The organism is Dichotomicrobium thermohalophilum, from assembly GCF_003550175.1.
Taxonomy (GTDB): Bacteria; Pseudomonadota; Alphaproteobacteria; order Rhizobiales; family Rhodomicrobiaceae; genus Dichotomicrobium; species Dichotomicrobium thermohalophilum.
The window spans coordinates 297,292-322,341 of sequence record NZ_QXDF01000001.1 but is presented as its reverse complement, the minus strand read 5'-3'; the positions used below and the strand labels follow the sequence as shown (position 1 = coordinate 322,341).

Here is a 25,050-nt window from a genome sequence, read left to right as displayed (position 1 = left end):
TACGCCGATTCCGCAGGTCCGGGCCAGCGACCGTCCGCACCTTCCTCAGCTTTCCGTGGATCCGCCGCGCCGCTCGCCGTCGAGCTGCGCGCGCAGTGACGCCACCTCGGCCCGCACAGACTTGAGCTCCTCCATGAGCTTGCGGAACTCCTGCGCCTGCCAGTCGTGTTCCTCTTCCGCGGCCTGGCGCTGGCTTTCCACATCCACAATGCCCTGTTCCTGCAGCGCCTCAAGCCGCTCTCTGGCCTGCTCCTGCATCGAGTCAACGATGATGCCGATAAACAGGTTCAGCACGGCGAAGGACGTGACGAGAATGAACGGAATGAAAAACAGCCACGCCATCGGGTGCACGTCCAGCACCGGGCGGACGATACTCTCCGACCAGCTTTCCAGCGTCATGATCTGGAAGAGTGAATAGGCCGACCGGCCGATCGTCCCGAAGTACTGCGGGAAGGTGTCCCCGTAGAGCATCGTGGCCATGACCGAGAACACGTAGAAGATCAGCGCCAACAGCATCACCACCGTCGTCATGCCCGGCACGGCGGCGAAAAGCCCGGTGACGACCCGGCGCATCGACGGCACCGCCGAGATCAGGCGCAGAGCACGCAGGATGCGCAGCGCCCGCAGACCGGACAGGCTTTCCGTTGCGGGGATCAGCGCAACGGCCACCACGGAGAAGTCGAACACGCTCCAGGGGTCGCGCCAGAACCGCGCGCCGTGGGCGATCAGACGCGCCGCGATCTCGACCACGAAGATCGTCAGGAAGATCGCATCCAGCGCCAGCAACAGCGGCCCGACCTGTCCCATCACGCTGTCGCTCGTTTCCAGGCCGAGCGTGACGGCGTTGAGGATGATGATCGTGAGGATCGTGCGTTCCCAGGCCGGATGATCCACGAGCGTGCGCACCCGCGCTCGCCATTCCGAAGCGTCGCGCTTCCAAGCAGGCTTGGCACTGGTTTCGCTCAAAGGCACTCCTCCAGGGTGAGGGATTGCGGCGCGGCCCGCGGCACCGGCTGGCATGGTGCGCCGCCACGTGATATCGCCTTGGCGAGTCATTTTGGCAAGATCATCACGCCTGTCCCTGGCGGGGCCACTCAGGCGGGAAACAGGAGTTTCGCAGGGATCGTGGCACAGGAGCAAGAACGCCGGCCGTTGATCGGCGTGTCAACGTCCCGACATCGCGGGCGGTGCAGCTACGCCGCGAATGCTCTGGCGCTGCGGCTTGCCGGCGCGCGGCCGAAACGGCTCGGCGCGGATCAGCCCCCGGAAGTCGTGGATGAACTGGACGGCCTGCTGATTGGCGGTGGCGACGACATCTCCGCGCGCGTCTACGAGGGCGATTTTACTCTGGACGTGCGCATCGACGAGGAGCGTGACCGCTTCGAGTTGGCCGCGCTGGAGCGAGCCGTTCCGCGCGGGCTGCCGATCATGGGCGTTTGCCGCGGCGCGCAGATGCTCAATGTGTTCTTCGGCGGTACGCTGCACCATGACCTCGACGAAAAGCTCTGGCGCACGAATCGCCGGACTGTCATGCCGCAGCTGCGCATCGAGCTTGTCCCGGGCACGAAGCTGGCCCGCCTGATCAAACACCCGCGTGTCTTCGTGAACGCCATTCACCATCAGGCGATCGACCAGCTTGCGGACAACCTCGTGGCTGCCGCGCATGACGAGGAGCACATTATCCAGGGTATCGAGGATCGCCAGCGGCCGTTCCTGATCGGCGTGCAGTGGCACCCCGAACTGCTTATCTATCACAGCCACCAGCGCAACCTGTTCCGCGCGCTTGTCGACGCCACCCGCACGCATATGCGGGAAGATGTGGCACCTGCCTCCTGAATGAAGGCTTTCCTGAGCGGTCACTCCGTTTGGAGTGCAGCGCTGTCGCCAACGCCAACGCGTTCGATCTGTTCCGGGTGCGTGACCTCGATCATCGGGCCGTTGCGGCGCTCCAGCCAGCCGCGCACCCGGATTACGCGCCCCTCCAGATCAGGCAACTCAAGGCCGGAGTCATTGAAGCTGTCGCGGTCCGAAGGCGCGACCGTCGCTGTAAAATCGGTTCGCCAATCCTCGCCGAAATTGAGATAGATACGCCCGCGGCTCTCAGCGACATCCTGCACACGGCCCTCGACGATCTGAAAGCTGTAGGCAAGGCCGTCCAGACTGTCGAGATCCGTGGCGTCGCGCACGCGAAACACGCCCTGCTCCCAGAAGCCGGCACCCGCCTCGCGCGCCGCACGTTCCGCGGCCTGAAGCTCACGAACACAGTCGCGGTTATCCGCGAAGGAATACACCATCGCCAACCCGTCGCGCACGAGCCCCTCCTGCACCCAGACCGGCTCGTTGTCGCCAGAAAAGACGTGCGTCAGCAAACGTCCGTAGCGGTCACGCTCCCGCGCGCCAACGCGCAGTCGGACCTCTTTGCCCAGCAGCCGTTCTTCCAGGGCGCCGATGATCTTGTCCTCCAGGCCCATGGCTTGCGCCCAGCGCGTTTCGGTCCGCGGGGCCAGGGCCCCTACCAGGCGAATGGCCCGGCCATCCTCCAGCAGCAGCGACTCGGTATTGAGGATCTTCACGATCGTCGCCCTGCCGGCGTCCTTTAGATCACACGCCGCCTGAGCCATGTCCGCAAAGACCAGCACCGCTGCCGCAGCGGTCATAGCCAGTGCCCGCCGGAAAGCACTGTTCGATCGCATACGCATACGCAACTCTCCCGACCAAATTTTTACGCATTATGTGATACGCGTGATCCCGACGCAAGGCTTGGCAAGGCTGTTCTGCCGCGCGAAATATGATACATCTCGGACAGAGGCCCCGTAGCTCAGCAGGATAGAGCATCAGATTCCTAATCTGAGGGTCGCAGGTTCGAATCCTGCCGGGGTCGCCACGCCCGCTTTCATGCCAGCGCCGGGCGACGGAGCCCGCCGGACGCCATGACCACGGCGACGACCAGCGTTGTGAGGATGGTGGCGATCATATCGCCGCTATCGGATGGGACCACGATCTCCTCGGAAAAGTTCCCCATGAAGTGAAACAACACCGCGGCCAATACGCTACGGCCCGTGTGGTTGAAAATCCATGTCATGAGCAGGGTCGTCAGCAGGATGTCATAAGCAAACTGAACAGGCGGCGGCGGTCCGCCGAACGGCGCGTAATAGCCGTCCATCAGAAACAAGGGGGCGTGCCATGCGCCCCAGCCCGCGGCAAGAATGAGCGAGGCGAGGATCGGAGCAAACCGCGCCTGAAGCGCGTCGAGGGCGAAGCCGCGCCAGCCGATTTCCTCGGGCAGCGGGCCAAGCAGCAGCGTAAAGCCGGCCAGCGCCAGGAACGCCGCGGGGTCGGCGAGATTTCGCAGGAGCGGCGCGAAGACCATGGGTGGCGCAGCCGAAACCTTCCCGGCGATGAGCGCCGCAGCCGCCTCGATCAGCGGGATCAGGCCGAGGACGACCAGCCACCACATGGTGCCGATCCGCCGAACGCCGGTCAGCCGCGCGCCAAGGTCCCGCAGGCCGTACCGGCCACCGCGTGCGTACGTGAACACCAGTCCGCCCAGCAACGGCCCGGCCCCGCCCGCATAGATGAAAGCCACATTCGGCATCGCCCAGGGGTCGCCGCCGAGCACGACCGGCACGCTCCAGAAGCTCCAGCTCCAGCCCAGTACGAAAGCGAAATATCCGAATGCCATCTGCCTTCACACCTGACGGCCCTTGCCGCTAAGCTGCCGGCGACGCCATCGCCTCCAAGGTTACCCCCTATGTTCCGCGCCGCGCGCGACGTCAACCTGATGCTGTGCTGGCTGCTCGCTGTCGCGCTGGCCCTGGCGACGCCAGCGGCCGCTACGCCCACGGACGCACTGCAGGCCGAGCTCGAAAAGTTGCGGCAGGAAGCCGCCTTCCCTGGGGCGGTCGCGGCGGTGGTGATGCCAGACGGTACGCCCCATACGGCGGCGGTCGGAGAGGCGGACGTCCAGCGCAAGCTGCCGATGACACCCGACCATCGGATGCTTTCAGGCAGCACGGGCAAGTCGTTCGTCGCGGCGGTCGCGCTGGCGCTGGCGCAAGAGGGGCGACTCAACCTGGATGCGCCGATCGCCCGCTGGCTGGGCGACAGGCCGTGGTTCCCGCGCCTTCCGAACGGCGCGGCGATCACGACGCGGATGTTCTTGCGCCATCGAAGCGGCCTGCCCGATCATATCCACCTGCCCGCGTTTCAGGCGGCGGCCAAGCGCAGGATCACCGGCCGGGAGGGCGACGCGGATTACGCCTTCCCGCCTGAAGCGCTCGTAGGGTTCGTGCTGGATGCCGAACCGCTCTTCGCGCCCGGCGCGGGGTACGCCTATTCGGACACCAACTACATCCTTGCGGGGCTGGTCATCGAGGCGGTGACGGGACGCGACTACGAGGCGGAGCTGCGCGAGCGGTTCCTCACGCCGCTTGACCTCAGCCAGACCGCGCCGGCCGAAGGCCGCCGCTTCGACCGGCTGGCCAGCGGCTATATCCGCGGCGAAGCGCCATTCGGCCTGCCCGAAAAGGTCGCCAAGGGCGGCGTGCTCGCCTACAATCCGGCGACGGAATGGACAGGCGGCGGCCTCATCACGAACGCGCGCGATCTGGCCCGCTGGGCGTGGCGGCTCTATGCGGGCGCGGCGATGCCGGGCGACTATCGCGGGGAACTGCTTGACGGCGTGCCGAAAGATGCCAGCCAGCAAGCGCGTTACGGAGAGGCAGTGCGCTACGGGCTGGGCGTGACGATCCGGCAGACGCCGCTCGGCCCGGCTTATGGGCATCGTGGCTGGACGCCGGGCTATCTCTCGGTCTTCGAGTATTATCCGCGCCACCGGCTGGCCGTCGCGCTCCAGATCAACGAGCTTGGCGACCATGACATGAGCCACTATGCCGTGCGCCTTGCGCGGGCGATCATCGCCGCGCGCGATTAGACTGCTTTCGATCAGACTGAAACAGCTGGGCCTTCGTCTTTGCCGGACTTGATCCGGCAATCCAGCGCATGAACTTAGTCGCGCTGCAATGGATGCCCGTGTTCCCCGGATCAACTGTCCGGGGACAGGCAAGCACGGGCATGACGTGGCTCAGACTGGCAGCTAAGTGGAATAGCCGGTCAGCCAAGCTCCGGCTTCTTGCCGCGCAGCGTTGCCGTCATCTCCGCGAGGATCGACACGGCAATCTCCACCGGCCCAACCGCGCCAATCGCCAAGCCCACCGGCGCGCTGATCCGCGCGATGCCCTCCTCGCTCATCCCACCCTCGCGCAGCCGCTCCACCCGCTTGGCGTGCGTGCGCGTGCTGCCCAGCGCGCCGACATAGAAGGCGGGTGAAGCAACCGCCAGATGCAGCGCTGGATCGTCCAGCTTCGGATCATGCGTTAGCGCCACAAGCGCCGTGCGCGTATCCAGCCCGATCTCCGGCAGCGCGACATCCGGCCAGCGGGTATCAAGCCGCTCGCGCTCGAACCGCTGCACCGTGGCGAAGGCCGTGCGCGGGTCCACGATCACCACATCATAGCCCGCCTGCTCGGCCATCGGCGCCAGCGCCTGCGCGATATGGACCGCGCCGACGATGATGAGACGCAGCGGGGGGTTGTAGATGTTGATGAAGACCGCGCGCCCGTCGATCTCGACGGTCCGACTCTTGTCAGTACGGAAGCCATCTTCCAGCGCCTCCGCAAGCGCGGCGGGCGTGTCGGCTCCGATCTCGTCGCGGCGAATGATCTGCTGCTCGCCGCTATCCAGCCAGGTCAGAAGGGCCGCCGGGCGGCGCGCGGCCATGTTCTCGGAAAGCGTGTGCAGGTGTGCCGCCTTCATCGCTTAGTCCCGCGTGATCGGCTCAACGTAAATGCGGATTCGCCCGCCACAGGCGAGGCCCGCGCGCCAGGCGGTCTCGTTGTCCACGCCGAATTCGAGCATCTCCGGCTTGCCGCTGTTGATGGCGTCCTCCGAAGCGACAATTACGTCGCCCTCCACGCAGCCACCGGAAACGGATCCCTCGAAGTTGCCATCAGCGTCGATGACGAGTTGGCTGCCCGTGGGCTGCGGCGCGGAGCCCCACGTCGAAACCACGGTGGCGATGGCAACCTTGCGCCCTTCATCCGTCCAGTTGCGCGCCGTCTCCAGAACCGATCCCTTGACCGTGCTCATACCATCCTCCTTCCTGCAGCCGTGTCCCCGGAAAGCGCCGCCGCGAGCGCGGTCAGACTGTTCAGATTGTGACACTCGCGCGTTTCATGCACATGCGGGGCGAGCGCTTTCGCGCCCTCGGCCAGCGGCGCATAATCCGTGCTGCGCAGCAGTGGGTTCAGCCAGATCAGCCGGCGGCTGTTCGCCGCGAGCTTGCGCGCCGCGCGGTCCAGCCCCTCGCCGCCGGCGCGGTCCAGCCCGTCGGTGAATAATAGCACCGTCGCGTTCTGCGCGGAAATCCGCCGGGCCCAGTGTTGGTTGAAGTCGCGCAGACAGTCGCCGATGCGCGTGCCGCCCGACCAGTCTCGCACGCGCTGTGACACGCGTGTGAGCGCTGCGTCCGGGTCCCGGTGCTTGAGCAGACGCGAGATCGGCGTCAGCTCGGTGCCGAACAGAAAGGCGTGGACGCGGTCGCGATCGTTGGTCAGCGCGTAGATGAAATGCAGGAAGATGCGCGCATATGTGTCCATCGAGCCGGAAATGTCGCACAGCACGATGATCGGCGGACGCACCCAGCGGCGGCGGCGGAAGGCGGGGCGCAGATAATCCGGCCCCCGCGCCGACATATCCCGCAGCATTCGCCGCATATCGAGCCGGCCCCGCCTCGACACCTGGGCGAAGCGACGGCTGCGCAGTCGCTCAAACGGCAGCGTCAGGGCGGCGATCTGCCGGCGCGCCTCGCGCAACTCGGCCGCGCTCATTTGCTCGAAATCTTTTTGCTGGAAGCGCTGCTGGCCGCTCCACGAACCCGTCGCGTGGACCTCGATCTCCTCCTTGGCGCGCGGTGCTTCGCCGCCTCGGCTGGCGAACAGCGCCTCGGCCATGCGCCGCGAGAGCGCCTTGTCGTCCTGCGCCTGGTTTGACCGCGCAGTCGGCAGCATCAGTGACATGAGCTGGTCGAGAAAGCCGGGGTCGCGCCAGAACATGACGAAGGCCTGGTTGAACAGGTCGTGCTCGGCGCGGCGTGCGACAAAAACCGAATGCAGCGTCCAGTAGAAGCGCTTGGGATCGTCAATGCCGACGGCCAGCACAGCCTGCGTCGCCAGCGTCGTCTTGTCCGGCCCGGCGGGCAGACCGGCCGCGCGCAGCAGGCGGGCGAACATGGCGATATTGTCGGCGATGCGTCCGCCGTCGACTTGCGAGGCGACGATGTTCGCCTGAATATCCGCCCCGCTGCCGGAGGTCATGTCGCCTGCTCCCCGCCCGCGCGCGCATCGGCCTTGATCTTGTCGAGCACACGCGCGGCCTCGCTGCCTTCGATGCGGGCGATGTCATCCTGGTATTTCAGGAGCGTGCCGAGCGTGGTGTCCACGGCGTCGGGGTCGAGCGCGACATGGTTGAGGGCGGTGAGCGCCTGCGCCCAGTTGATCGTCTCGGCGATGCCGGGGTTCTTGTAGAGATCCATCGTGCGGATTTCGTGGATGAAGGCGATCACCTGACGGGTCAACTCCTCGCCGGCTTCGGGCACCTTGAGTCGCAGGATCGCCAGCTCGCGCTCGACGCTCGGATACTCGACCCAGTGATAGAAGCAGCGGCGGCGGAGTGCGTCGTGCACCTCGCGCGTTCGGTTTGAGGTAACGATCGTCAGCGGCGGCTTGTCGGCCTTGATCGTGCCGAGTTCCGGGATCGTCACCTGGTAATCCGAGAGCAGTTCTAGCAGGAACGCCTCGAATGGCTCGTCGGCGCGGTCCAGCTCGTCGATCAGCAGGACGGGCGCTTCGCCCTCCGCCGAAAGCTCCAGAGCCTGCAAAAGCGGGCGTTTCAGCAGGTAGTCAGGTGCGTAGATGTCACGTTCGACGCCCTCGGCGGTCGCCGCTTCACCGGCCGCCTCCGCCGCGCGGATGTGCAGAAGCTGGCGTGAATAGTTCCAGTCGTAGACCGCCGAGGCGAGGTCGAGCCCCTCGTAACACTGTAGGCGGACCAGCGGACGCCCAAGGGCCTCCGCCAGCACCTTGGCGAGTTCGGTCTTGCCGACGCCGGCCTCGCCTTCCAGCAGGAGCGGCCGCTCCAACCTCAGCGCGAGGAAGGTCGTCGTCGCCAGCGCCTCGTCGGCGATATAGCCGTGATCGCGCAGCAGGGTCTTGATGGCGCTGACGCTTTCCGGGGTGTTCGGCGCGGCGCTATCCAAGGGTCGCCCGTCTCCTCACCCGGCGCTCTCGACCGCGCGCTCGGCCATCACCGGGATCAGCGCGGCGCGATATTCGGCGCTGGCGTGCAGGTCGCTGAGCAGACCGCTATCCGACATCTTGAGGTCGCGCACAGCGTCCGCCGACCAGTTACTCTTGAGCGCCTGCTCCAGCTCGGACGAGCGGAACACACCGTCCGCGCCCGCACCCGTGACGGCCGCGCGGACCGAGGTCGAGAACATGCCGGACGACTGCGAGACGAACACGCCGACCAGCGCATACCGCGAGGCCCGCTGTTCGAACTTGGCGTAGCCCGCCTTTCTGGGAATCGGAAACCGCACCTCTGTGATGATCTCGCCGGGCTGAAGCGCGGTCGAGAACAGGCCGGTGAAGAACTCATCGGCGCTGATCTTGCGCTTGTCCGTCACGACCGTCGCGTCGAGGCCAAGGATCGCCGCCGGGTAGTCCGCCGCCGGATCGTTGTTGGCGATCGAGCCGGCGATGGTGCCAGCGTGGCGCACCTGCGGGTCACCAATCCCGCCGGCCAGTTGTGCCAGAGCGGGGATTTCCCGTTGCACATCGGGGCTGCTGGCCACCTGCGCGTGGGTCGCCATCGCGCCGATGACGATATTGGAGCCGGATTTCTCAATCTTGCGCAGATCGCCGATGCCGCGCAGATCGACCACCTCCGACGGGGCAGCGAGGCGCTGCTTCAGTGTCGGGATCAGCGTCTGTCCGCCCGCGAGAAGGCTCGCTTCCGGCTTCTGCGAGAGGATCTGCACCGCCTCGGCGACCGAATTCGGGCGATGATAGTCGAATGCATGCATCGTGAACCTCCCTCGCCTTATTCCGCCGCCGCTGCCGGGCGCCCGGCCTGGATCGCGCGCCAGACTTTCTCGGGGGTCGCCGGCATGTCGATGTGATCGACGCCGTAATCCCGCAACGCGTCGCAGATGGCATTAATCACCGCCGGCGGCGCCCCGATCGCCCCGGCCTCGCCACAGCCCTTCACGCCAAGCGGGTTGTGCGTGCAGGGCGTGCTCGTTGTCGTGATCTTGAAGGACGGCACATCATCCGCGCGCGGCATCACGTAATCCATAAGCGAGCCGGTCATCAGCTGGCCGTTCTCGTCGTAGACCGCGTGCTCCAGCATCGCCTGGCCGATGCCCTGCGCCAGGCCGCCATGCACCTGCCCCTCGACGATCATCGGGTTGACGATGTTGCCGAAGTCATCCGCCGCGACGAAATTGACGATCTTGGTCTCGCCGGTGCGCGGCTCGATCTCGACCTCGCAGATGTAGGTGCCCGCGGGGAAGGTGAAGTTCTTCGGGTCGTAGAAGGCCGTCTCCTCCAGCCCCGGCTCCATTTCGTCCAGCGGGAACTGGTGCGGGACATAGGCCGCCAGCGCAACCTCCCCGAACGCCTTTTCCTTGTCCGTGCCCTTCACGCGGTAGACGCCATCGCTGAACTCGATGTCGCCCTCCGAGGCCTCCAGCAGATGCGCGGCGATCTTCTTGCCCTTTTCGATGACCTTGTTGAGCGCGTTGACCACCGCCGTGCCGCCCACCGCGAGCGAGCGCGAGCCATAGGTGCCCATGCCGAAGGGCACCCTGTCGGTGTCGCCGTGAACGATCTCGACATTGTCCGCAGGTACGCCCAGCCGGTCGGCAACGACCTGGGTGAACGTCGTCTCATGGCCCTGACCATGGCTGTGCGAGCCGGTGAACACCGAGACCGAGCCGGTCGGGTTCACGCGTACCGTCGCCGCCTCGTACAGCCCGGCGCGCGCGCCGAGCGCCCCGACGAGGTTCGACGGCGCGATGCCGCACGCCTCGATGTAGGACGAAACACCGATACCGCGCAGCTTCCCGCGCGCCGCCGCCTCGGCCCGGCGCTGCTCGAAGCCGGCATAGTCCGCCAGCTCCATCGCCGCGTTCAGGCTCGCCTCATAGTCGCCGGTATCATATTCGACCGCGACCGGCGTCTGATACGGGAACTGCTCCGGCTGGATGAAGTTGCGCCGGCGGATTTCCGCCTGGTCCATGCCAAGCTCACGCGCCGCCTTGCTCATCAGCCGCTCAAGGATGTAAGTCGCTTCCGGCCGCCCGGCCCCCCGGTAGGCGTCGACGGGAACCGTATTCGTGAACACCGCCTTCACGTTGGTGTAGATCGCCGGCGTTGTATATTGCCCCGCCAGCAGCGTACCGTGCAGCCACGTGGGGATGCAGGGCGCGAAAGTGGACAGGTAGGCGCCCATATTCGCCAGCGTGTCGCAGCGCAAAGCGATGGCCTTGCCGTTCTCGTCGAACGCCATCTCGGCGTGGGTGACATGGTCGCGGCCCTGCGCGTCGGACATGAAGCTTTCGGTGCGTTCCGCCGTCCACTTCACCGGCCGGCCGATCTTCTTCGCGGCAAAGGTGACAGCCGCTTCCTCGGCGTAGTGGTAGATCTTCGAGCCGAAGCCGCCGCCGACATCCGGCGCGTAGACCCGCAGCTTGTGCTCCGGGATGCCGAGCACGAACGCGCCCATCAGCAGGCGGATCACATGCGGGTTCTGGCTGGTGGTGATGAGCGTGTGCTCGTCGCGTCCGGCGTCGTATATGCCGATCGCCGCGCGCGGCTCGATGGCATTGGCGACCTGACGGTTGTTGACCAGGTCGATCTTCGTGACGTGATGCGCGCGGGCGAAGGCTTCGTTGACCGCTGCCTCGTCGCCAAGCTCCCAGTCGAAGCAGAGGTTGTTCTCAGCTTCCGAGTGCACAGGCTCGCCGCCGCCCTCCAGCGCTTTGCGCATGTCGACGACTGCCGGCAGCTCGGTCAATTCCAGGTCGATCAGCTCCGCCGCGTCCTTGGCTTCGCGCAGGCTCTCCGCGATCACCGCCGCGATCGGGTCGCCGACGTGCCGTACCTTGCCCTCCGCGAGGATCGGGTGCTTCGGCTCCACCATGGGGCCGTCCTTGCCGGTCACCTGCCAGCCGCAAGGCACGCCGCCAACGTCCTTGAAGTCCTCCGCCGTCAGGACCGCGACCACGCCAGGCGCGCTCGCCGCGCGGGACGTGTCGAGCTTGTCGATACGCGCATGCGCCACACTGGAGCGCAGGAAATAGCAGTAGGTCTGGTTGCGCTCGTTGATATCGTCGGTGTACTGGCCGATGCCCTTGAGGAACCGATCGTCCTCGCGCCGCTTCATCGCCGCGCCGATGCCATCCGCTGCCATGGTGCTGACCTCTTGAGTTCCGCCTGGTTTCGCCTGAGCTATCGCGCTAAGCTGCCGCTTCCGTCTTGCTTTGCTGCGCGACGCTCTGAATCGCCTTCACAATGTTGTGATAACCGGTACAGCGGCAGATGTTTCCCTTCAGCCAACCGCGGATCTCGTCTTCGGTCGGGTTCGGGTTCTTCTGCAGGAGGTCGACCGCCGACATCACCATGCCCGGTGTGCAGAAACCGCATTGCAGGCCGTGCGCTTCGCGGAATGCCGCCTGCATCGGGTGCAGATTGTCGCCCTGAGCCAGCCCTTCGATCGTCGTGATCTCGGCACCATCAGCTTGGGCGGCAAGGAGCGTACAGGCCTTCACCGAGTTTCCGTTCACGTGAACGACACACGCACCGCACTGGCTGGTGTCGCAGCCGACATGGGTGCCCGTGAGACCCAGATTCTGGCGGATAAAGTCAACGAGAAGCGTATGGCCGGGCACCTCCTCCGACACGGCGTTCCCGTTCACCGTCATGGTGACATGCGGCATGGTTTCCTCCCTGGCTCGCGGCTGCGGGCATTGCTCAGCCCGTCTGTTTGACGCCGATCAATTTAATAGGTGAGAGTAATGCAATTCAGTTTTTCAGCCAACCGGCAAAAGGTCGGAATGCGACGATCCCCAGCCGGTGAATCAGTCGCCAGCGAGCGCGGCTCCGTCCGATACGAGCTGCTCGATTTCCTCAGGCGCATAACCCAGTTCGCCCAGCACCTCGCGCGTATGCATCCCCAGCGTCGGGGCGCAGCGCCACACGCCCCCCGGCGTCTCCGAGAACTTCACGGGCAGGCCGATGGTCTCGACCTCTCCGGCCACCGGATGGTCCGTCGCTACGACCATCTCGCGCGCCCGCGTCTGGGGATCGGCGTGCATCTCGGTGATGGAAAGCACCGGTCCGGCAGGAACCCCCGCCTCGTCCAGTGCCGTCAGCCATTCCTCAGTCGTGCGAGCGCGGAAGATTTTATTGAGCGTTTCAGACAATTCATCGAGATGGGCCATCCGCGCGGCATTGGAGGAAAAACGCGGATCGTCGTTCAACTCGGGCGCGCCCAGGACCGCGATCAGCCGCTCCCAGTTTGCCTGATTGGCCGCGCCGATGTTGATCCAGCCGTCCGCCGTCTCGAACGCCTGATAGGGCGCGTTGAGCGGATGCGCCGAACCCATTGGCCCGGGTGACTCGCCCGTGGCAAAGGCGATGGCGGACTGCCAGTAGGTCTGCGTGATCGCGGCCTCGAAGAGCGACGTGTCGATCTTTTGGCCCTCGCCGGTCTTCAGCTTATGCGCATAGGCCGCCGAGACACCCATCGCCCCGAGAATGCCCGCCGTGATGTCCGAGACCGGCGGCCCGACCTTCACCGGCGGCCGGCCCGGGCCCTCTCCCGTGATGGACATCAGCCCGGACATGCCCTGCGCGATCAGGTCAAACCCGCCGCGCCCGGCGTAGGGTCCGGTGCGGCCGAAGCCGGAAATCTCGACATAGATCAGGCCGGGGTTGTATTCGCGCAGCGTCTCGTAGCTGAGGCCGAGCTTTTCCATCGTGCCCTTGCGGTAGTTCTCGATCAGGACATCCGCCTCGGTGAGCAGCCGGAACAGCACCTCGCGCGCTTGCTCCTGCTTCAGGTCGAGTGCGATGCCGCGCTTGTTCCGGTTCATCATCATGAAGGCGGCGGATTCGCCTTCAATCTCTGGCGGCACGAAACGGCGCGTGTCGTCACCCTGCGGCTTTTCCACCTTGATAACGTCCGCGCCCATATCGGCCAGCATCAGCCCGCAGACCGGGCCGGCCATGATGTGGGCCAGTTCGATCACGCGCACCCCGGCGAGCGGACCTTTCGACTCCTTAGCCATCGCTATTTGCCCTGCCAGGCCGGCTTCCGCTTCGACAGGAAGGCGTCCAGCCCCTCGCGGAAATCGTCGCTCATGTAGCACATTTCGATCAGATCGCGATCATCGACATGCGCCGCGGCGACGCGCAGACGGCGCAGCCCTTCCTTCGTCGCGCGCAGGGTCAGCGGCGCGTGGCCCGCGACCGTCTCCGCGAGTTCCTGCGCCCGAGCGTCCACGTCTTCGGCGATTTCCGAGACCAGCCCGATCGCCTTGGCCTCCTCGGCTTCGACAAGCCGCGCCGTCATGATGACGTCGCGCACCCGCGCCGCGCCCATCAGCTCGCTCAGCCGCGCGAGATTGGACACCGACAGGCAGTTGCCGAGCGTTCGCGCGACAGGGAAGCCATATTTGAGCGTTGGGCTCGCGATGCGCAGGTCGCAGGCCGCTGCAATGGCCGCGCCGCCGCCGGTGCACGCGCCGTTTATCGCCGCGATGGTTGGCAGCGGGCAGCTCTCGATCGCCTCGAACACGCGCTCCATGCGGTCCTCGTAGGCCCAGGCGTCCTCCGGCTTGGAGAACGCGCGGAACTGCGTCATGTCCGTGCCCGCGCCGAAGGCCTTACCACCCGCGCCCCGCATCACGAGCACGCGCGCTTCGCCGCCCGGTTCGGCGTTCGTGCAGATTTCCTGCAACCGCTCATACATTGCGAAGGTGAAGGCGTTGCGAGCTTCGGGGCGGTTGAACGTGATCCAGCCGATCCCGTCGCGCACCTCGTAGATCAGTTCCTGGGTTTCGCTCATGGATCGCCTCTAGCGGTACAGCAGTTCGACGAGGAACAGCGGCACGACCGGCACGTAGGTGCACAAAAGTAGCACAAGCAGCAGCACCGCAATGAAGTAGATATTGATCTTGCTGACGTCCCAGACATTGGCCCGCGCAATCGAGCACGCCGTTATCAGCACACTCGCCACAGGCGGAGTCTGCTGGCCGATCGCCAGGTTGAGCGTGACGACCAGCCCGAAATGCACCGGGTCGATGCCGACCTGCGTGATCAGCGGCACCACGATCGGCACGACCAGGATGATCGCTGCGGCCGAGTGAAGGAAGAAGCCGATCACCAGGAAGAACACGTTGAGGATCGCAAGGATCACCCACTTGTTGTCCGTGATGTCGAGCAGCGCGGCCGCGAGGTCTTGCGGAATCTGCGCGCGGGTCAGGAAGCCGCCCATCAGCACGGACGCGGCGACCAGCACCATGACGACAGCGGTCTGCATCGCACCGTCGAGCATGGCGCGGCGAAGCTGCTTGAAGTCCGTCTCGCGGTACCAGAAGCCGATGATGATCGCCGCAAGAACAGCCAGACCGCCGGCCTCCGTCGCGGTGACGAAGCCTCCGAAGATGCCGCCGAGGATGATGACCGGCAGCGCGAAAGTCGGCAGCGCAGCGATGAACGTCTCGCGCAGACGCTTGGTATCGAAAGCCGCCTCGACCGGCAGGTTATAGCGCCGCGCGAAATACCAGCACAGCAGCATCAGGCCCGCACCGCCGATGATCCCGGGAACGACGCCGGCAACGAAAAGCTGCTCGATGGAGGTCTGTGCCGAGACCGCGTAGAGGATCATCGGGATTGACGGCGGAATGATGATCGCCAGCGACGCGGAGGACGAGGTCAGCGCGGCGGCGAACGGGGCCTTATAGCCGCGCTTTTTCATCTGCGGAATCATCACCGAGCCGAGCGCAGCGACGTCGGCCACGGCCGAACCTGAAATTTCGGCGAAGAACAGCGAAACCCCGACATTCACCATCGCCAGCCCGCCGCGAACGAAGCCAATCAGCGCGGAGACAAAGTCAATCAGCCGCTGCGTGATGCCCGAGGCGTTCATGATCGCGCCGGCCAGCACGAACATCGGGATTGCGATGAGCGAGAACTTGGTGGCGCCGTTGTACATGTCGAGCGCGACCGTCACCAGCGCGCCCATGCCTTCGGCGGCGACAATGCCGATCACCCCTGAGATCGCCAGCGCCACGGCGATCGGCACGTTGATGAAGATCATGAAAAGCAGGGCGAGGAAGATAACGAGTACGATCATGCCGGTTCTTCCTCGACGATCTCGGGATGCTCGAACGAATGCCCGGCCATGGTCAGCTTGTAGTAGTCCGGGAAGCTGAGCAGGCTACAGATGATGAACAGTGCGCCGCCGATGGGTATGACCGACTGCGTGAGCTGCACCGGCACCCAGGTCAGGCTGATGAGGGACATGCCTTCAAGAACTTGCAGCACCTCCCAGCCCGACCAGGTGAGTAGCGCGAAGAACCCGATGACCAGCGCTTCGCTGAGGATGACCATGACGCGGCGGATCGGGATGGGCAGCGCCAGCAGGACGCCATCGAACCCAATGTGACGACGGCGCAGAGCGGCAAGCGCGGCGCCGTAATAAGTAATCCAGGCGAGCTGGATGGCCGCGATCTCGTCATACCAGCTCAGCGACGCGCCCATCTTTCGAGAGATCACCGCATAGATGACCACGATCGACAGCGCGAACATCTGAATGATCAGAAACCACTCCAGCAGAAACGCAAGCGCACGGGCGGCCTGACGCATTTTTGCTCAACCTCGGGCATGGATCACGCAACCGACGGCAGCCGGCCGCTGAGAAAGGCGGTGCGCCCCGCCCGAAGGCGAGGCGCAGTGTCGACAGGGATTAGTTGGTGGGGGCGAGGCTCATCACCCGCTTGACCAGCTCGTCGCCGCCTTCCACGGTTGAACCAAACTCGTCATAAATCGGCTGAGACGCCTCGATGAAGGCCTGCTTGTCGGCCTCATTCACCTCCATGTCCTTTTTCAGCTCTTCCAGCAGCTCGTTTTCGAGCCGGGCCGCCGTCTCATAGACGTATTCCTGCGTCTCGAGCGCGGCTTCCTGCAGAGCGGCCTGGACGTCCTCCGGCAGGTTTTCGAAGGTGCGCTTGCCCGTCAGAATGTAGCCCGGCGTGTAGACGTGGCCTGTGATGGACAGGTACTTCTGCACTTCCTGGAATTTGGCCGACGCGATCTGCGCATACGGGTTTTCCTGGCCGTCGATGACGCCGGTCTTGAGCGCGGTGAACACGTCGGAAAAAGCCATCGGCGTCGGGTTGGCGCCATAAGCCTTGAACATCTTGACGCGCCACTCACCCTTCGGCGTGCGCAGCTTGATGCCTTCCAGATCCTCCGGCTTGTTGATCGGACGGACATTGTTGGTGATGTTGCGGAAGCCGTTTTCCCAGAACGCCAGGATCTTGTAGCCGTTGCGCTCGGCAGCCGGCTGGAAGGTGTCATCCAGCATTTCCTTGGAAACAGCCCGGATGTGATCGCGGTTCTGGATGATGTACGGCATCTCGAAGACGCCGAACTCCGGCGCGACCGAGGACATCACAGAGGACGGCAGCGAGAAGTGAACCTGGCCGAGTTTCAGCTTCTGCAGCAGTTCGGTGTCGTTACCGAGCTGCGAAGAGCCGAACACCTTCACCTCGGCCTTGTCGCCGAGCTTCTCATTGGCACGGCGGGCAAATTCCTTGGCCGAAAGATCGAATAGCGAGCCCGGCTTGCCGACATGGCCAAAGCGCAGCACCATGTCCGCGGACATTGCCGGCGTCGCCGTCATTGCGAGCGCGGCAAGGCCGAGAAGAACGTGCCTTAGTTTCATGTTGTTTTCTCCTCCCTATAGAAAGCGGTTTCAGAGTTATGCCATAGCGGTGTTACTGGACGCACCAACTAAGGCTCTTATTCGGCAGCCGTCTTGATCGGCTCCCGATAAGGCGAAGTTTCGGCCAGGTAATCGAGCGCCGCCTGCGTGCCCCCCTTGTTATGCGGAACACCGGCGATCGCCAGCCCCATTTCCACGCCCGACAGCGTACCCGTCAGGCTGAGTTCGTTGAAATCGCCCAGATGGCCGATACGGAAGACACGGCCCGCAAGCTTCGACAGGCCCGCGCCGAGCGACATGTTGAAATTCCTGAGCACCGCATCGCGGAAGGCGTCGGCGTCGTGGCCTTCCGGCATAACCACGGCCGTCAGCGAGCTGGAGTAATGCCGCGGCTCCTGGCACAGAAGCTCCAGCCCCCAGGCCCGGACCGTTCGGCGGGTCGCCTCGGCCAGCCGATCGTGGCGCGCAAAGACGTTCTCGAGCCCTTCCTCTTCGAGCATTGCTATGGCCTCGACCAACCCGTAGAGCATGTTCGTGGCTGGCGTGTAGGGAAAGAAGCCCTTGGCATTCGGGCCGCGCATGTCCTCCCAGTCCCAGTAGGACCGGGGCAGCCCGGCCGCCTTGTTCACTTCAAGCGCCTTAGGGCTGACGGCGTTAAAAGAGATGCCAGGTGGCAGCATCAAGCCCTTTTGCGAGCCGCCGACAACGACATCCACGCCCCATTCATCCATCCGCATATCGATAGAGGCGAGCGACGAGATCGTATCGACCATCAGAAGCGCCGGGTGGTCCGCCGCGTCGATCGCCTTGCGAACTTCGTCAATCCGCGAGGCGCAGCCCGTGGAGGTTTCGTTCTGGACGACGCAAACCGCCTTGATGTCCTTGCCGGCATCTGCGCGAAGGGCCTGCTCGATCGCGTTCGGGTCCGCGCCGTGGCGCCAGTCGCCCTCCAGCACGATCGGCTGCAGCCCGATTCGCTCGGCCATCTTGCGCCAGAGCATGGCGAAATGGCCGGTCTCATACATCAAAACCTTGTCACCAGGCGACATCGTGTTGACCAACGCGGCCTCCCACGCACCCGTACCCGAGGCGGGATAGATGATGACTTCGCCCTTTTCGGTCTTGACGATGCGCTTCATGCCTTCCAGCGCCTGCTGGCCGATTTCGGCGAAGCGTGGGCCGCGGTGGTCGATAGTCGGGAAGTCCATCGCGCGCAGAACGCGATCGGGGACATTGGTGGGGCCGGGAATCTGCAGGAAATGGCGGCCGCTTGTGTTCATCGCCAATGCTCCCTCGCTTCAGTTCGACAGTCTGCGCGTGATCCTCAGGTACAAACCGTTTCCACGATGCGGCACAGAAACGCTTGTCCGGCGCATCGCGCGGGTATAATGATTAATTTTGAATTCATAATGCGAGTCAAGAGAAAAACCGCGAGCGGGACGGCATGAAGGAACTGGCCGAGCGGCTGAGTCATGAGATTGAAGGTGAGGTACTGTTCGATGCGTTTTCGCGTGGACGCTATTCGACGGACGCATCGATCTACCAGATCAGGCCGGCGGGCGTGGTCGTGCCCAGGCGCTTCTCGGATGTCGAGGCAACGCTGGCGTTAGCGCGCGAGCATGATGTGCCGATAACCGGACGGGGCGGCGGCACGGGCCAGTGCGGGCAGACCATCAACCGCGGCATCGTCATCGACTTCTCGAAGCATCTGAACGGCATTCGGGAAATGGACGTCGAGAACCGCCGCGCCGTGGTGGAGCCGGGACTGGTGCTGGACGATCTGAACCGCCAGCTGAAGCCGCACGGCCTCTGGTTCCCTGTCGATGTGTCGACCGCCTCACGCGCGACCATCGGCGGAATGACGGCCAACAACTCCTGCGGCTCGCGCTCGATCCGCTACGGGATGATGCGCGAACATGTCCACTCCGTAGAGGCGCTGCTGGCGGATGGCACGCGGGCGACGTTCGGCCCCGTGGATCGCGCGGACACGCTCAGGAACGAGCAAACGGCGCTCCAGCGGCTGTTCCGTGACATGCTTGCGCTCGGCGCGCGCGAGGCCGACGAGATCGCGGCGCGCTGGCCGCAGACCTATCGCCATGTCGCCGGCTACAACATCGACGCGATGGTCCCGAACGGGCCGACCAACAACATGGCGACGCTGCTCGTCGGCTCCGAAGGCACGCTGGCACTGAGCGAAAGCATCGAGATCAAGCTGTCGCCGACGCTCGATACCAAGGCGCTGGGCATCTGCCACTTCCCCAGCTTTCGCGAGGCGATGGAAGCCGTCCAGCATATCGTGACGCTCGACCCCGTCGCGGTCGAGCTGGTCGACGAGAACATGATCCGCCTGGCCCGTGACATCGCGATCTTCCGCGATACCGTGAACCAGTTCGTCAAGGGCGAGCCGGAGGCGCTGTTGCTCGTCGAGTTCGCGGAGCCCGATCAGGAAGAGAATCTGCGCCGGCTGGCGGCGCTTCACGACCTGATGGCCGACCTGGGCTTCCGCTGGGACGATCCCGGCAAGAAGGATGGCGGCGTGATCGACGCACCCGACCCGGCCTTTCAGGCGCGCATCTGGAACGTGCGCACCCAGGGCCTCAACATCATGATGTCGATGAAGGACGACGCGAAGCCGCTCGCCTTTATCGAGGATTGCGCTGTTCACCTGCCCGACCTGCCGGACTTCACGGCCCGGCTCAACGACGTGTTCGCGCGCAATGGCACCAGCGCGACGTGGTATGCCCACGCCTCTGTCGGCCTGCTGCATGTTCGGCCCGTGCTGAACCTCAAGCAGGAAGCGGGCGTGAAGGCGCTGCGCGGGATCGCCGAGGAAGCCTTCGACATCGTTGCGGAATACAAGGGCTCGCATTCCGGCGAACACGGCGACGGCATCATCCGCTCGGAGTTCCACGAGAAGATGCTCGGCTCACGGCTCGTGCGCGCCTTCGAGGAGGTCAAGCAGCGCTTCGACCCAGACGGCGTGCTGAACCCCAACCGCATCGTGCATCCGCCGAAGATGGATGACCGCACCCTGATGCGCTATCCGCCGGACTACGCCCATGTCCCGCGCGAGACCGTGTTCGACTGGGGCGCATGGCCCGCCGGGCTGCACGGCGCGGTCGAGATGTGCAACAACAACGGCGCGTGCCGCAAGCTCGCGGGCGGGGCGATGTGCCCCTCCTACCGCGCGACGCGCAACGAACGCGACCTGACACGCGGACGCGCCAACACGCTGCGGCTCGCCCTCACCGGCCAGCTCGGCCCGGACGCCTTTACCTCCGACGAGATGATGGAGACGATGAAGCTGTGCGTCTCCTGCAAGGCGTGCAAGCGCGAATGCCCCATGTCCGTCGATATGGCAAAGATGAAGATCGAGGTGCTGGCGGCGCGCGCGGAAAAATATGGGGTGGGCCTGCGCGACCGGCTGGTGGCCGAGTTGCCGCGCTATGCGCCGTGGCTGTCGAAGGCGCCGTTCCTGGCGAATGCGCGCGATACCCTGCCCGGTGCGGCCTGGCTTTCGGAGAAGCTGCTGGGCCTGAGCGCGAACCGGCGGCTGCCGCGGTGGCGCAGCGACGTGTTCCGCGAACCGAATGGCGCGATGGATGCGGACGTTCTATTCTTCGCGGACACCTTCAACCGCTATTTCGAGCCGGACAACGCGCGCGCCGCCGTCGAGGTTCTGCGCGCGACCGATATCCGACTAGGCTTTCCCCAGACGGCTGGCCGCCCTCTCTGCTGCGGGCGCACCTATCTGTCGGCCGGGATGACCGATCGCGCGAAGGCCGAGATGCAGCGCACCGCCGAGGCGATCCGTCCGACCATCGAAGCGGGCGGCGCGGTCGTTGGGCTGGAGCCGTCCTGCGTGCTGACCTTCCGTGACGAAGCGCCACGTCTTATCTCCAACTGGAACGCGGAGATGGGAGCGCGGGTCATGCTGCTGGAGGAATTTCTGGCCGAGCATTTCGCCAACGGTGGCACGGTTCCGGCATTCGGGCCCATCGGCGAGACGGCGCTGCTGCACGGGCACTGCCATCAGAAAGCCGCCGACGTCATGGGGCCGGTGCAGCGGGTGCTGGCGCAGGTGCCGGGGCTGGAGGTCAAGCCGATCGAAAGCTCGTGCTGCGGGATGGCCGGCGCCTTCGGCTATCAGGCTGAAACCTACGATGTCTCGCAACAGATGGGTGAGCTGAGCCTGTTGCCTGCCGTGCGGGCGGCCAGTGACGATGCGTTCATCGTCGCGGACGGCACCTCCTGCCGTCATCAGATTGGCGACGGATCACACCGCGAGGCCGTTCACGTGGCGCAGATCTTGCATCGCGCGCTGAAAGCTGGAGGGACAGCATCTCATGGCAACGCTTGAGGGGCCGACACCGATTCAGCGCCGCTCGCTGCACGCCGAGCTGGCGGACCGGGTGCGCGAGATGATCGTGCAGGGCGAACTGGAGCCGGGCGCAAAAATCCCTGAACGCGAACTGTGCGAGGCGTTCAACGTGTCGCGCACGCCGCTGCGGGAGGCGCTGAAGGTTCTGGCCAGCGAGGGCTTCGTGATCCTGACCCCGAACCGCGGCGCGGCGGTCTCGAAGCTGACCCGCTCCGACATTGAGGAAGCGTTCCCAGTCATCGGCGCACTGGAATCGCTTGCGGGAGAACTGGCCTGCGCCAACGCCACGGATGAAGAGATCGCGCATATCGCGCAACTGCATGACCGCATGGCCGCGCATCATGCCGCGGGGGAGCGCACGCCTTATTTCCGGCTGAACGAGCAGATCCACGACGCTATCGCCGCCGCCGCGCGCAATCCGACGTTGCGCCAGATGCAGATGAGCCTCGCCAGCCGAGTCCGCCGGGCGCGCTACTTCGCCAACATCTCCCGTTCGCGCTGGGACCAGGCGATGGCCGAGCACGAAGAGATCAACGACGCGCTCAAGGCGCGGGACGGCCAGCGCCTCGCCGCGATCCTCAAGCTGCATCTGGAGCACAAGCTCGAAGCGGTCAGCGCCGCGCTCGAAGGGCTTTCGGAGTAGCACCTAGTCCGTTCTCAGGCGCTTCGCCAACGCCTTCGCACACTCCACGGCGCGCTCACGCATGAGGGTGAAGCCCTGCGTAAGCCCCTCATGCAGCAGCAGCAACTCGTCCTCCCGCTCAGGCAGGTCGCCCGCCTCGGCCATACGCGCGGCGATGTCCTTCTTGTTCCGACCGAGCATCTCGGCCAGTGCCTCATTCCTCGGGTGAGCGGCAACTGCTCCGTGAAACATGCAGCCGGTCGGCGATCTGGTCCGCATCCATTCGCCGACCCGGTCGAAAACGGTATCGAGGGCCGCCTCCGGGTCTTCCGGCAGATCAGCGAACAAGAACGCCACATAGCGGGCGTGCCGGTTGTTGAGCGCGCCAATCACCATGTCCGAGCGTGAAGGAAAATACTTGTAGAGCGTGCGCAGGCTGACGCCGGCAGCCGTGCGCAGGTCATCCACACCCGGCTCCGCGAACCCCTGCTCGGCGAACGCCTCTTCGAGTTTCGCAGCGATTCTGGCCTTGGTCGAATCCATGATTGACAGTGTAGAACGATCGCTTTACACACGCAAGTAGAACGATCGCTTTACATGGGAGTCCGGTCATGAATATCCGCCAACGCGTGCGGCAAACGGACGCGACCCCGGCCTTCGAGGTCGGCCTCGTCATCTGCTGGAGTTCCGGTTTCATCGGCGGCCTGCTGGCGTCGGAAACCTCCTCGATCTATCTCGTGCTGTTCTGGCGGTTCCTGCTGTTGGCGCTCTTGTTACTGCCGTTCACGGTCCTGGCCTTAACCCGGCTGGACCGGAGGCAGCTTACCGTTCAAACCGGCGTCGGCCTGCTGGGCATGTTCGGCTATACAGCCTCGGTCATCAGCGCCATCAAGTTCGGCGTGCCCGCCGGCACGGTCGCGCTGATCGCCGCGCTCCAACCGCTCGCCGCAGCCGCGCTGGCCGGCACGGTGCTCTCGGAGATTGTCTCACCGCGTCAATGGTTGGGTTTGGGAGTCGGGTTCTTCGGCGTCTTCCTCGCGGTGAGCGGTGCAGTCGATGCGGCACCGGTCTGGGCCTATGCACTTGCTTTCCTGAGCATGCTCTGCCTCGTGGTGGCGACCCTGGTGGCGAAGGCGCAGAGTTGCCCCGTTCCGGTGTTGTCGTCGCTCACGATCCAGTGCGCGGTGTCCGCCGTGCTCTATCTGCCGCTGGCCATCGCTGCAGGCGAGTCGGTCCTGCCGGAGGCGAACTGGTCATTCGTCTACGCGGTTGCGTGGTTCATCCTGTTCTCGACACTGGGCGGATTCGGGCTGTACTGGGCCACGCTGAGGCGCACCTCGGCGACCCGCGTCTCCAGCCTGATTTACCTGACCCCACCAGTGACGGCCATCTGGGCATGGGCCATGTTCGGCCAGCCGCTTACGCTTGGCGCTGCGCTGGGCTTCGTCATCTGCCTGCTGGGCGTGCACCTGTCAAAAGGCATGGGCAGCAGGCCAGCTGCGCCAATCCGTCCGGGGTGCTCCGACGCTGGGGTCTCGTCCTGCTAGGCTCATCGGCTGTATAATCGTCAGAGCCTGACAGCCTGGAGCGCCGCGAAGCATGTACATCCCGCCGACCGTCGAACCGCCCGCCCGCCCGCTGGGCGTCTTCGGAAGCCTGCGCGCCGCGCGGCGCAACTCGTTGAGCGTTATCCCGCAGATCGCCTACACGCAGGAGATCGTCTCGGGCACGACCGGGCCGGGTCGCTGGCACATGGTCCAGGGGCCGGAAGGGATGCGCCGCGTGTTCCTCGACAATGTCGGGAACTACCCGAAATCCGAAGTGATGATCCGCATGTTGCGCCCGGCGGTGGGCCGCAGCCTGTTCACCTCCGAGGGCGACGAGTGGCGCTGGCAGCGCCGGGCGATCGCGCCGGTGTTCACCGCGCGCAACGTCAAGGCGCTCGCGCCGATGATGACGAAAACCGCTGAGCGCGCGGCGCAGCGGATCGGTGAGAGCGCGCATCCCGTCGAGATCGTGCGCGAGATGCTCTCAGCCACGTTTGATGTCATCTGCGAAGTAGCGCTGTCGGGTCGCGAACATTTCGATGCCGAAGCCTATGGCGAAGCGATCACCAGATATTTCCTGACCGTCGGCCGCGCCTCGCTGCTCGACTTCCTTGATGTGCCGTACTGGGTGCCGCGGCCCGGCGAGATCCTGGGGCGCGGCGCGGTGCGGACCATGCACCGGATGGTGGCAGAAGCGATCGAGGCGCGCCGTCGAAACGGGCCGCGCGGCGACAGCGACCTGCTCGACTACATGCTGGCCGCAGAGGACCCGAACACGGGCCGACGCATGGATGAGACAGATCTCTTGCACAACATGCAGTTCTTCATTGTCGCCGGGCACGAGACGACCGCGCTGTCGCTGGCCTGGGCGCTGCACCTCCTCTCACACGATCAGGAGGTGCAGACGCGCGCCAATGTCGAGGCGCGCGCGGCCGTGGGCGACCGGCCGGCTGGTGCCGACGATCTGGCGAACGCGCCTTTCATCGAGCAGGTGCTGGAAGAGTCGATGCGGCTCTATCCGCCGGTCGGGCTGCTGGCGCGGAATGTCTTGGCGCCCGACGAGCTCTATGACCGCACCATTCAGCCGAACGACACGGTCTTCCTTAACATGTACGCCATGCACCGGCATCAGCTACTCTGGGACCGGCCGGAGGCGTTCAACCCGGACCATTTCGCGCCGGAAGCCAAGAAGGCGCGCGACCGCTACCAGTATCTGCCGTTCGGTGCAGGGCCTCGTGTGTGCGTTGGGGCGAACTTTGCGATGATGCAGGCGCAGATCATTCTCACGACCCTGCTGGCGCGCTTCAATTTCACGCCAGCCGGGCCGCCGCCGACGCCAGTCATGCACATGACAATACGCCCCGAGCCGGGCGTCCGGCTCAGGGCGCAGCTGCAGGGCGTGTGACCCTGCTGTCATCGTCCGAATGAGT

General features: G+C 65.1%; 23 protein-coding genes and 1 tRNA gene. 7 read left to right on the top strand and 17 right to left on the bottom strand.

Annotated elements, in window-relative coordinates; all coding sequences use genetic code 11:
* Positions 1-45 precede the first annotated feature (45 nt).
* On the bottom strand, positions 46-966 hold the full coding sequence (locus BXY53_RS01490; RefSeq protein WP_170144265.1) for an ion transporter: 921 nt from the start codon (positions 964-966) through the stop codon (positions 46-48).
* Positions 967-1,125: 159 nt separating this feature from the next.
* On the opposite strand from BXY53_RS01490, the gene BXY53_RS01485 reads away from it, so the two are divergent.
* Positions 1,126-1,836, top strand: coding sequence for a gamma-glutamyl-gamma-aminobutyrate hydrolase family protein (locus BXY53_RS01485; protein WP_245410319.1), 711 nt, complete (start codon positions 1,126-1,128; stop codon positions 1,834-1,836).
* A gap of 20 nt (positions 1,837-1,856) precedes the next feature.
* Here BXY53_RS01485 and BXY53_RS01480 read toward each other — a convergent pair whose 3' ends face one another.
* A complete protein-coding gene (locus BXY53_RS01480) occupies positions 1,857-2,699 on the bottom strand; it encodes a thermonuclease family protein (RefSeq protein WP_119060180.1) in 843 nt (280 codons plus the stop codon).
* Between the two features lie 108 nt (positions 2,700-2,807).
* On the opposite strand from BXY53_RS01480, the gene BXY53_RS01475 reads away from it, so the two are divergent.
* Positions 2,808-2,884 (top strand) — tRNA-Arg (locus BXY53_RS01475).
* A 9-nt stretch (positions 2,885-2,893) separates the two neighbouring features.
* Here BXY53_RS01475 and BXY53_RS01470 read toward each other — a convergent pair.
* A complete protein-coding gene (locus BXY53_RS01470; RefSeq protein ID WP_119060179.1) occupies positions 2,894-3,682 on the bottom strand; it encodes a CPBP family intramembrane glutamic endopeptidase in 789 nt (262 codons plus the stop codon).
* A gap of 69 nt (positions 3,683-3,751) precedes the next feature.
* Here BXY53_RS01470 and BXY53_RS01465 point away from each other — a divergent pair, with 69 nt between their 5' ends.
* Positions 3,752-4,933, top strand: coding sequence for a serine hydrolase domain-containing protein (locus BXY53_RS01465; protein ID WP_119060178.1), 1,182 nt, complete (start codon positions 3,752-3,754; stop codon positions 4,931-4,933).
* 179 nt (positions 4,934-5,112) lie between these two features.
* Here BXY53_RS01465 and BXY53_RS01460 read toward each other — a convergent pair whose 3' ends face one another.
* The 13 genes from BXY53_RS01460 to BXY53_RS01400 all read right to left on the bottom strand — a co-directional run bounded on the left by BXY53_RS01460 (position 5,113) and on the right by BXY53_RS01400 (position 18,350).
* Positions 5,113-5,814, bottom strand: coding sequence for an XdhC family protein (locus tag BXY53_RS01460; protein ID WP_119060177.1), 702 nt, complete (start codon positions 5,812-5,814; stop codon positions 5,113-5,115).
* Positions 5,815-5,817: 3 nt separating this feature from the next.
* Complete coding sequence (locus BXY53_RS01455; RefSeq protein WP_119060176.1) at positions 5,818-6,147, bottom strand: XdhC family protein; 330 nt, start codon at positions 6,145-6,147, stop codon at positions 5,818-5,820.
* On the bottom strand, positions 6,144-7,373 hold the full coding sequence (locus BXY53_RS01450) for a vWA domain-containing protein (RefSeq protein ID WP_119060175.1): 1,230 nt from the start codon (positions 7,371-7,373) through the stop codon (positions 6,144-6,146). Before BXY53_RS01450 ends, BXY53_RS01455 begins: the two co-directional genes overlap by 4 nt.
* Positions 7,370-8,314 carry an AAA family ATPase gene (locus BXY53_RS01445; RefSeq protein WP_119060174.1) on the bottom strand — a complete coding sequence of 315 codons (945 nt, stop codon included), beginning with the start codon at positions 8,312-8,314 and terminating at the stop codon, positions 7,370-7,372. Before BXY53_RS01445 ends, BXY53_RS01450 begins: the two co-directional genes overlap by 4 nt.
* A 15-nt stretch (positions 8,315-8,329) precedes the next feature.
* Complete coding sequence (locus tag BXY53_RS01440) at positions 8,330-9,139, bottom strand: FAD binding domain-containing protein (protein WP_119060173.1); 810 nt, start codon at positions 9,137-9,139, stop codon at positions 8,330-8,332.
* 17 nt (positions 9,140-9,156) lie between these two features.
* Positions 9,157-11,529: a xanthine dehydrogenase family protein molybdopterin-binding subunit gene (locus tag BXY53_RS01435; RefSeq protein ID WP_119060172.1), complete on the bottom strand. Its 2,373-nt coding sequence runs from the start codon at positions 11,527-11,529 to the stop codon at positions 9,157-9,159.
* Positions 11,530-11,575: 46 nt separating this feature from the next.
* Positions 11,576-12,055, bottom strand: a complete 480-nt coding sequence (locus tag BXY53_RS01430; protein ID WP_119060171.1) for a (2Fe-2S)-binding protein — start codon at positions 12,053-12,055, stop codon at positions 11,576-11,578.
* A gap of 141 nt (positions 12,056-12,196) precedes the next feature.
* Positions 12,197-13,408, bottom strand: coding sequence for a CaiB/BaiF CoA transferase family protein (locus BXY53_RS01425; RefSeq protein WP_119060170.1), 1,212 nt, complete (start codon positions 13,406-13,408; stop codon positions 12,197-12,199).
* Positions 13,409-13,410: 2 nt separating this feature from the next.
* Positions 13,411-14,187, bottom strand: a complete 777-nt coding sequence (locus tag BXY53_RS01420; RefSeq protein WP_119060169.1) for an enoyl-CoA hydratase/isomerase family protein — start codon at positions 14,185-14,187, stop codon at positions 13,411-13,413.
* A 9-nt stretch (positions 14,188-14,196) separates the two neighbouring features.
* The gene (locus tag BXY53_RS01415) at positions 14,197-15,477 is read right to left on the bottom strand and encodes a TRAP transporter large permease (protein WP_119060168.1); all 1,281 of its coding nucleotides are present in this window, start codon (positions 15,475-15,477) and stop codon (positions 14,197-14,199) included.
* Complete coding sequence (locus BXY53_RS01410; RefSeq protein WP_119060167.1) at positions 15,474-15,989, bottom strand: TRAP transporter small permease; 516 nt, start codon at positions 15,987-15,989, stop codon at positions 15,474-15,476. The genes BXY53_RS01415 and BXY53_RS01410 overlap by 4 nt, the downstream gene beginning before the upstream one ends.
* 100 nt (positions 15,990-16,089) lie before the next feature.
* Positions 16,090-17,070, bottom strand: a complete 981-nt coding sequence (locus BXY53_RS01405; RefSeq protein ID WP_119060166.1) for a TRAP transporter substrate-binding protein — start codon at positions 17,068-17,070, stop codon at positions 16,090-16,092.
* A gap of 77 nt (positions 17,071-17,147) precedes the next feature.
* Positions 17,148-18,350: a pyridoxal-phosphate-dependent aminotransferase family protein gene (locus BXY53_RS01400; RefSeq protein ID WP_119060165.1), complete on the bottom strand. Its 1,203-nt coding sequence runs from the start codon at positions 18,348-18,350 to the stop codon at positions 17,148-17,150.
* Between the two features lie 164 nt (positions 18,351-18,514).
* Here BXY53_RS01400 and BXY53_RS01395 point away from each other — a divergent pair, with 164 nt between their 5' ends.
* Positions 18,515-21,430 (top strand): FAD-binding and (Fe-S)-binding domain-containing protein, encoded by a 2,916-nt coding sequence (locus tag BXY53_RS01395; protein ID WP_119060164.1) that lies wholly within the window; start codon positions 18,515-18,517, stop codon positions 21,428-21,430.
* The gene (locus tag BXY53_RS01390) at positions 21,417-22,094 is read left to right on the top strand and encodes a GntR family transcriptional regulator (protein ID WP_119060163.1); all 678 of its coding nucleotides are present in this window, start codon (positions 21,417-21,419) and stop codon (positions 22,092-22,094) included. Before BXY53_RS01395 ends, BXY53_RS01390 begins: the two co-directional genes overlap by 14 nt.
* 3 nt (positions 22,095-22,097) lie before the next feature.
* Here the strand turns inward: BXY53_RS01390 and BXY53_RS01385 are convergent, their stop codons facing one another.
* Entirely contained in the window at positions 22,098-22,616 is a 519-nt protein-coding gene (locus BXY53_RS01385) for a TetR/AcrR family transcriptional regulator (RefSeq protein WP_119060162.1), read from the bottom strand.
* 68 nt (positions 22,617-22,684) lie between these two features.
* Between BXY53_RS01385 and BXY53_RS01380 the strand changes: the two genes are divergently transcribed.
* The gene (locus tag BXY53_RS01380; RefSeq protein ID WP_119060161.1) at positions 22,685-23,620 is read left to right on the top strand and encodes a DMT family transporter; all 936 of its coding nucleotides are present in this window, start codon (positions 22,685-22,687) and stop codon (positions 23,618-23,620) included.
* 52 nt (positions 23,621-23,672) lie between these two features.
* Positions 23,673-25,025 carry a cytochrome P450 gene (locus BXY53_RS01375; protein WP_119060160.1) on the top strand — a complete coding sequence of 451 codons (1,353 nt, stop codon included), beginning with the start codon at positions 23,673-23,675 and terminating at the stop codon, positions 25,023-25,025.
* Positions 25,026-25,050: the final 25 nt, after the last annotated feature.

Excerpts from the sequence above, each read along its gene's own strand:
- BXY53_RS01480 (WP_119060180.1), bottom strand. The coding sequence starts at position 2,699 with ATGCGTATGCGATCGAACAGTGCTTTCCGGCGGGCACTGGCTATGACC.
- BXY53_RS01470 (WP_119060179.1), bottom strand. The coding sequence starts at position 3,682 with ATGGCATTCGGATATTTCGCTTTCGTACTGGGCTGGAGCTGGAGCTTC.
- BXY53_RS01465 (WP_119060178.1), top strand. The coding sequence starts at position 3,752 with ATGTTCCGCGCCGCGCGCGACGTCAACCTGATGCTGTGCTGGCTGCTC.
- BXY53_RS01460 (WP_119060177.1), bottom strand. The coding sequence starts at position 5,814 with ATGAAGGCGGCACACCTGCACACGCTTTCCGAGAACATGGCCGCGCGC.
- BXY53_RS01455 (WP_119060176.1), bottom strand. The coding sequence starts at position 6,147 with ATGAGCACGGTCAAGGGATCGGTTCTGGAGACGGCGCGCAACTGGACG.
- BXY53_RS01450 (WP_119060175.1), bottom strand. The coding sequence starts at position 7,373 with ATGACCTCCGGCAGCGGGGCGGATATTCAGGCGAACATCGTCGCCTCG.
- BXY53_RS01440 (WP_119060173.1), bottom strand. The coding sequence starts at position 9,139 with ATGCATGCATTCGACTATCATCGCCCGAATTCGGTCGCCGAGGCGGTG.
- BXY53_RS01435 (WP_119060172.1), bottom strand. The coding sequence starts at position 11,529 with ATGGCAGCGGATGGCATCGGCGCGGCGATGAAGCGGCGCGAGGACGAT.
- BXY53_RS01430 (WP_119060171.1), bottom strand. The coding sequence starts at position 12,055 with ATGCCGCATGTCACCATGACGGTGAACGGGAACGCCGTGTCGGAGGAG.
- BXY53_RS01425 (WP_119060170.1), bottom strand. The coding sequence starts at position 13,408 with ATGGCTAAGGAGTCGAAAGGTCCGCTCGCCGGGGTGCGCGTGATCGAA.
- BXY53_RS01420 (WP_119060169.1), bottom strand. The coding sequence starts at position 14,187 with ATGAGCGAAACCCAGGAACTGATCTACGAGGTGCGCGACGGGATCGGC.
- BXY53_RS01415 (WP_119060168.1), bottom strand. The coding sequence starts at position 15,477 with ATGATCGTACTCGTTATCTTCCTCGCCCTGCTTTTCATGATCTTCATC.
- BXY53_RS01410 (WP_119060167.1), bottom strand. The coding sequence starts at position 15,989 with ATGCGTCAGGCCGCCCGTGCGCTTGCGTTTCTGCTGGAGTGGTTTCTG.
- BXY53_RS01405 (WP_119060166.1), bottom strand. The coding sequence starts at position 17,070 with ATGAAACTAAGGCACGTTCTTCTCGGCCTTGCCGCGCTCGCAATGACG.
- BXY53_RS01400 (WP_119060165.1), bottom strand. The coding sequence starts at position 18,350 with ATGAACACAAGCGGCCGCCATTTCCTGCAGATTCCCGGCCCCACCAAT.
- BXY53_RS01395 (WP_119060164.1), top strand. The coding sequence starts at position 18,515 with ATGAAGGAACTGGCCGAGCGGCTGAGTCATGAGATTGAAGGTGAGGTA.
- BXY53_RS01390 (WP_119060163.1), top strand. The coding sequence starts at position 21,417 with ATGGCAACGCTTGAGGGGCCGACACCGATTCAGCGCCGCTCGCTGCAC.
- BXY53_RS01385 (WP_119060162.1), bottom strand. The coding sequence starts at position 22,616 with ATGGATTCGACCAAGGCCAGAATCGCTGCGAAACTCGAAGAGGCGTTC.
- BXY53_RS01380 (WP_119060161.1), top strand. The coding sequence starts at position 22,685 with ATGAATATCCGCCAACGCGTGCGGCAAACGGACGCGACCCCGGCCTTC.
- BXY53_RS01375 (WP_119060160.1), top strand. The coding sequence starts at position 23,673 with ATGTACATCCCGCCGACCGTCGAACCGCCCGCCCGCCCGCTGGGCGTC.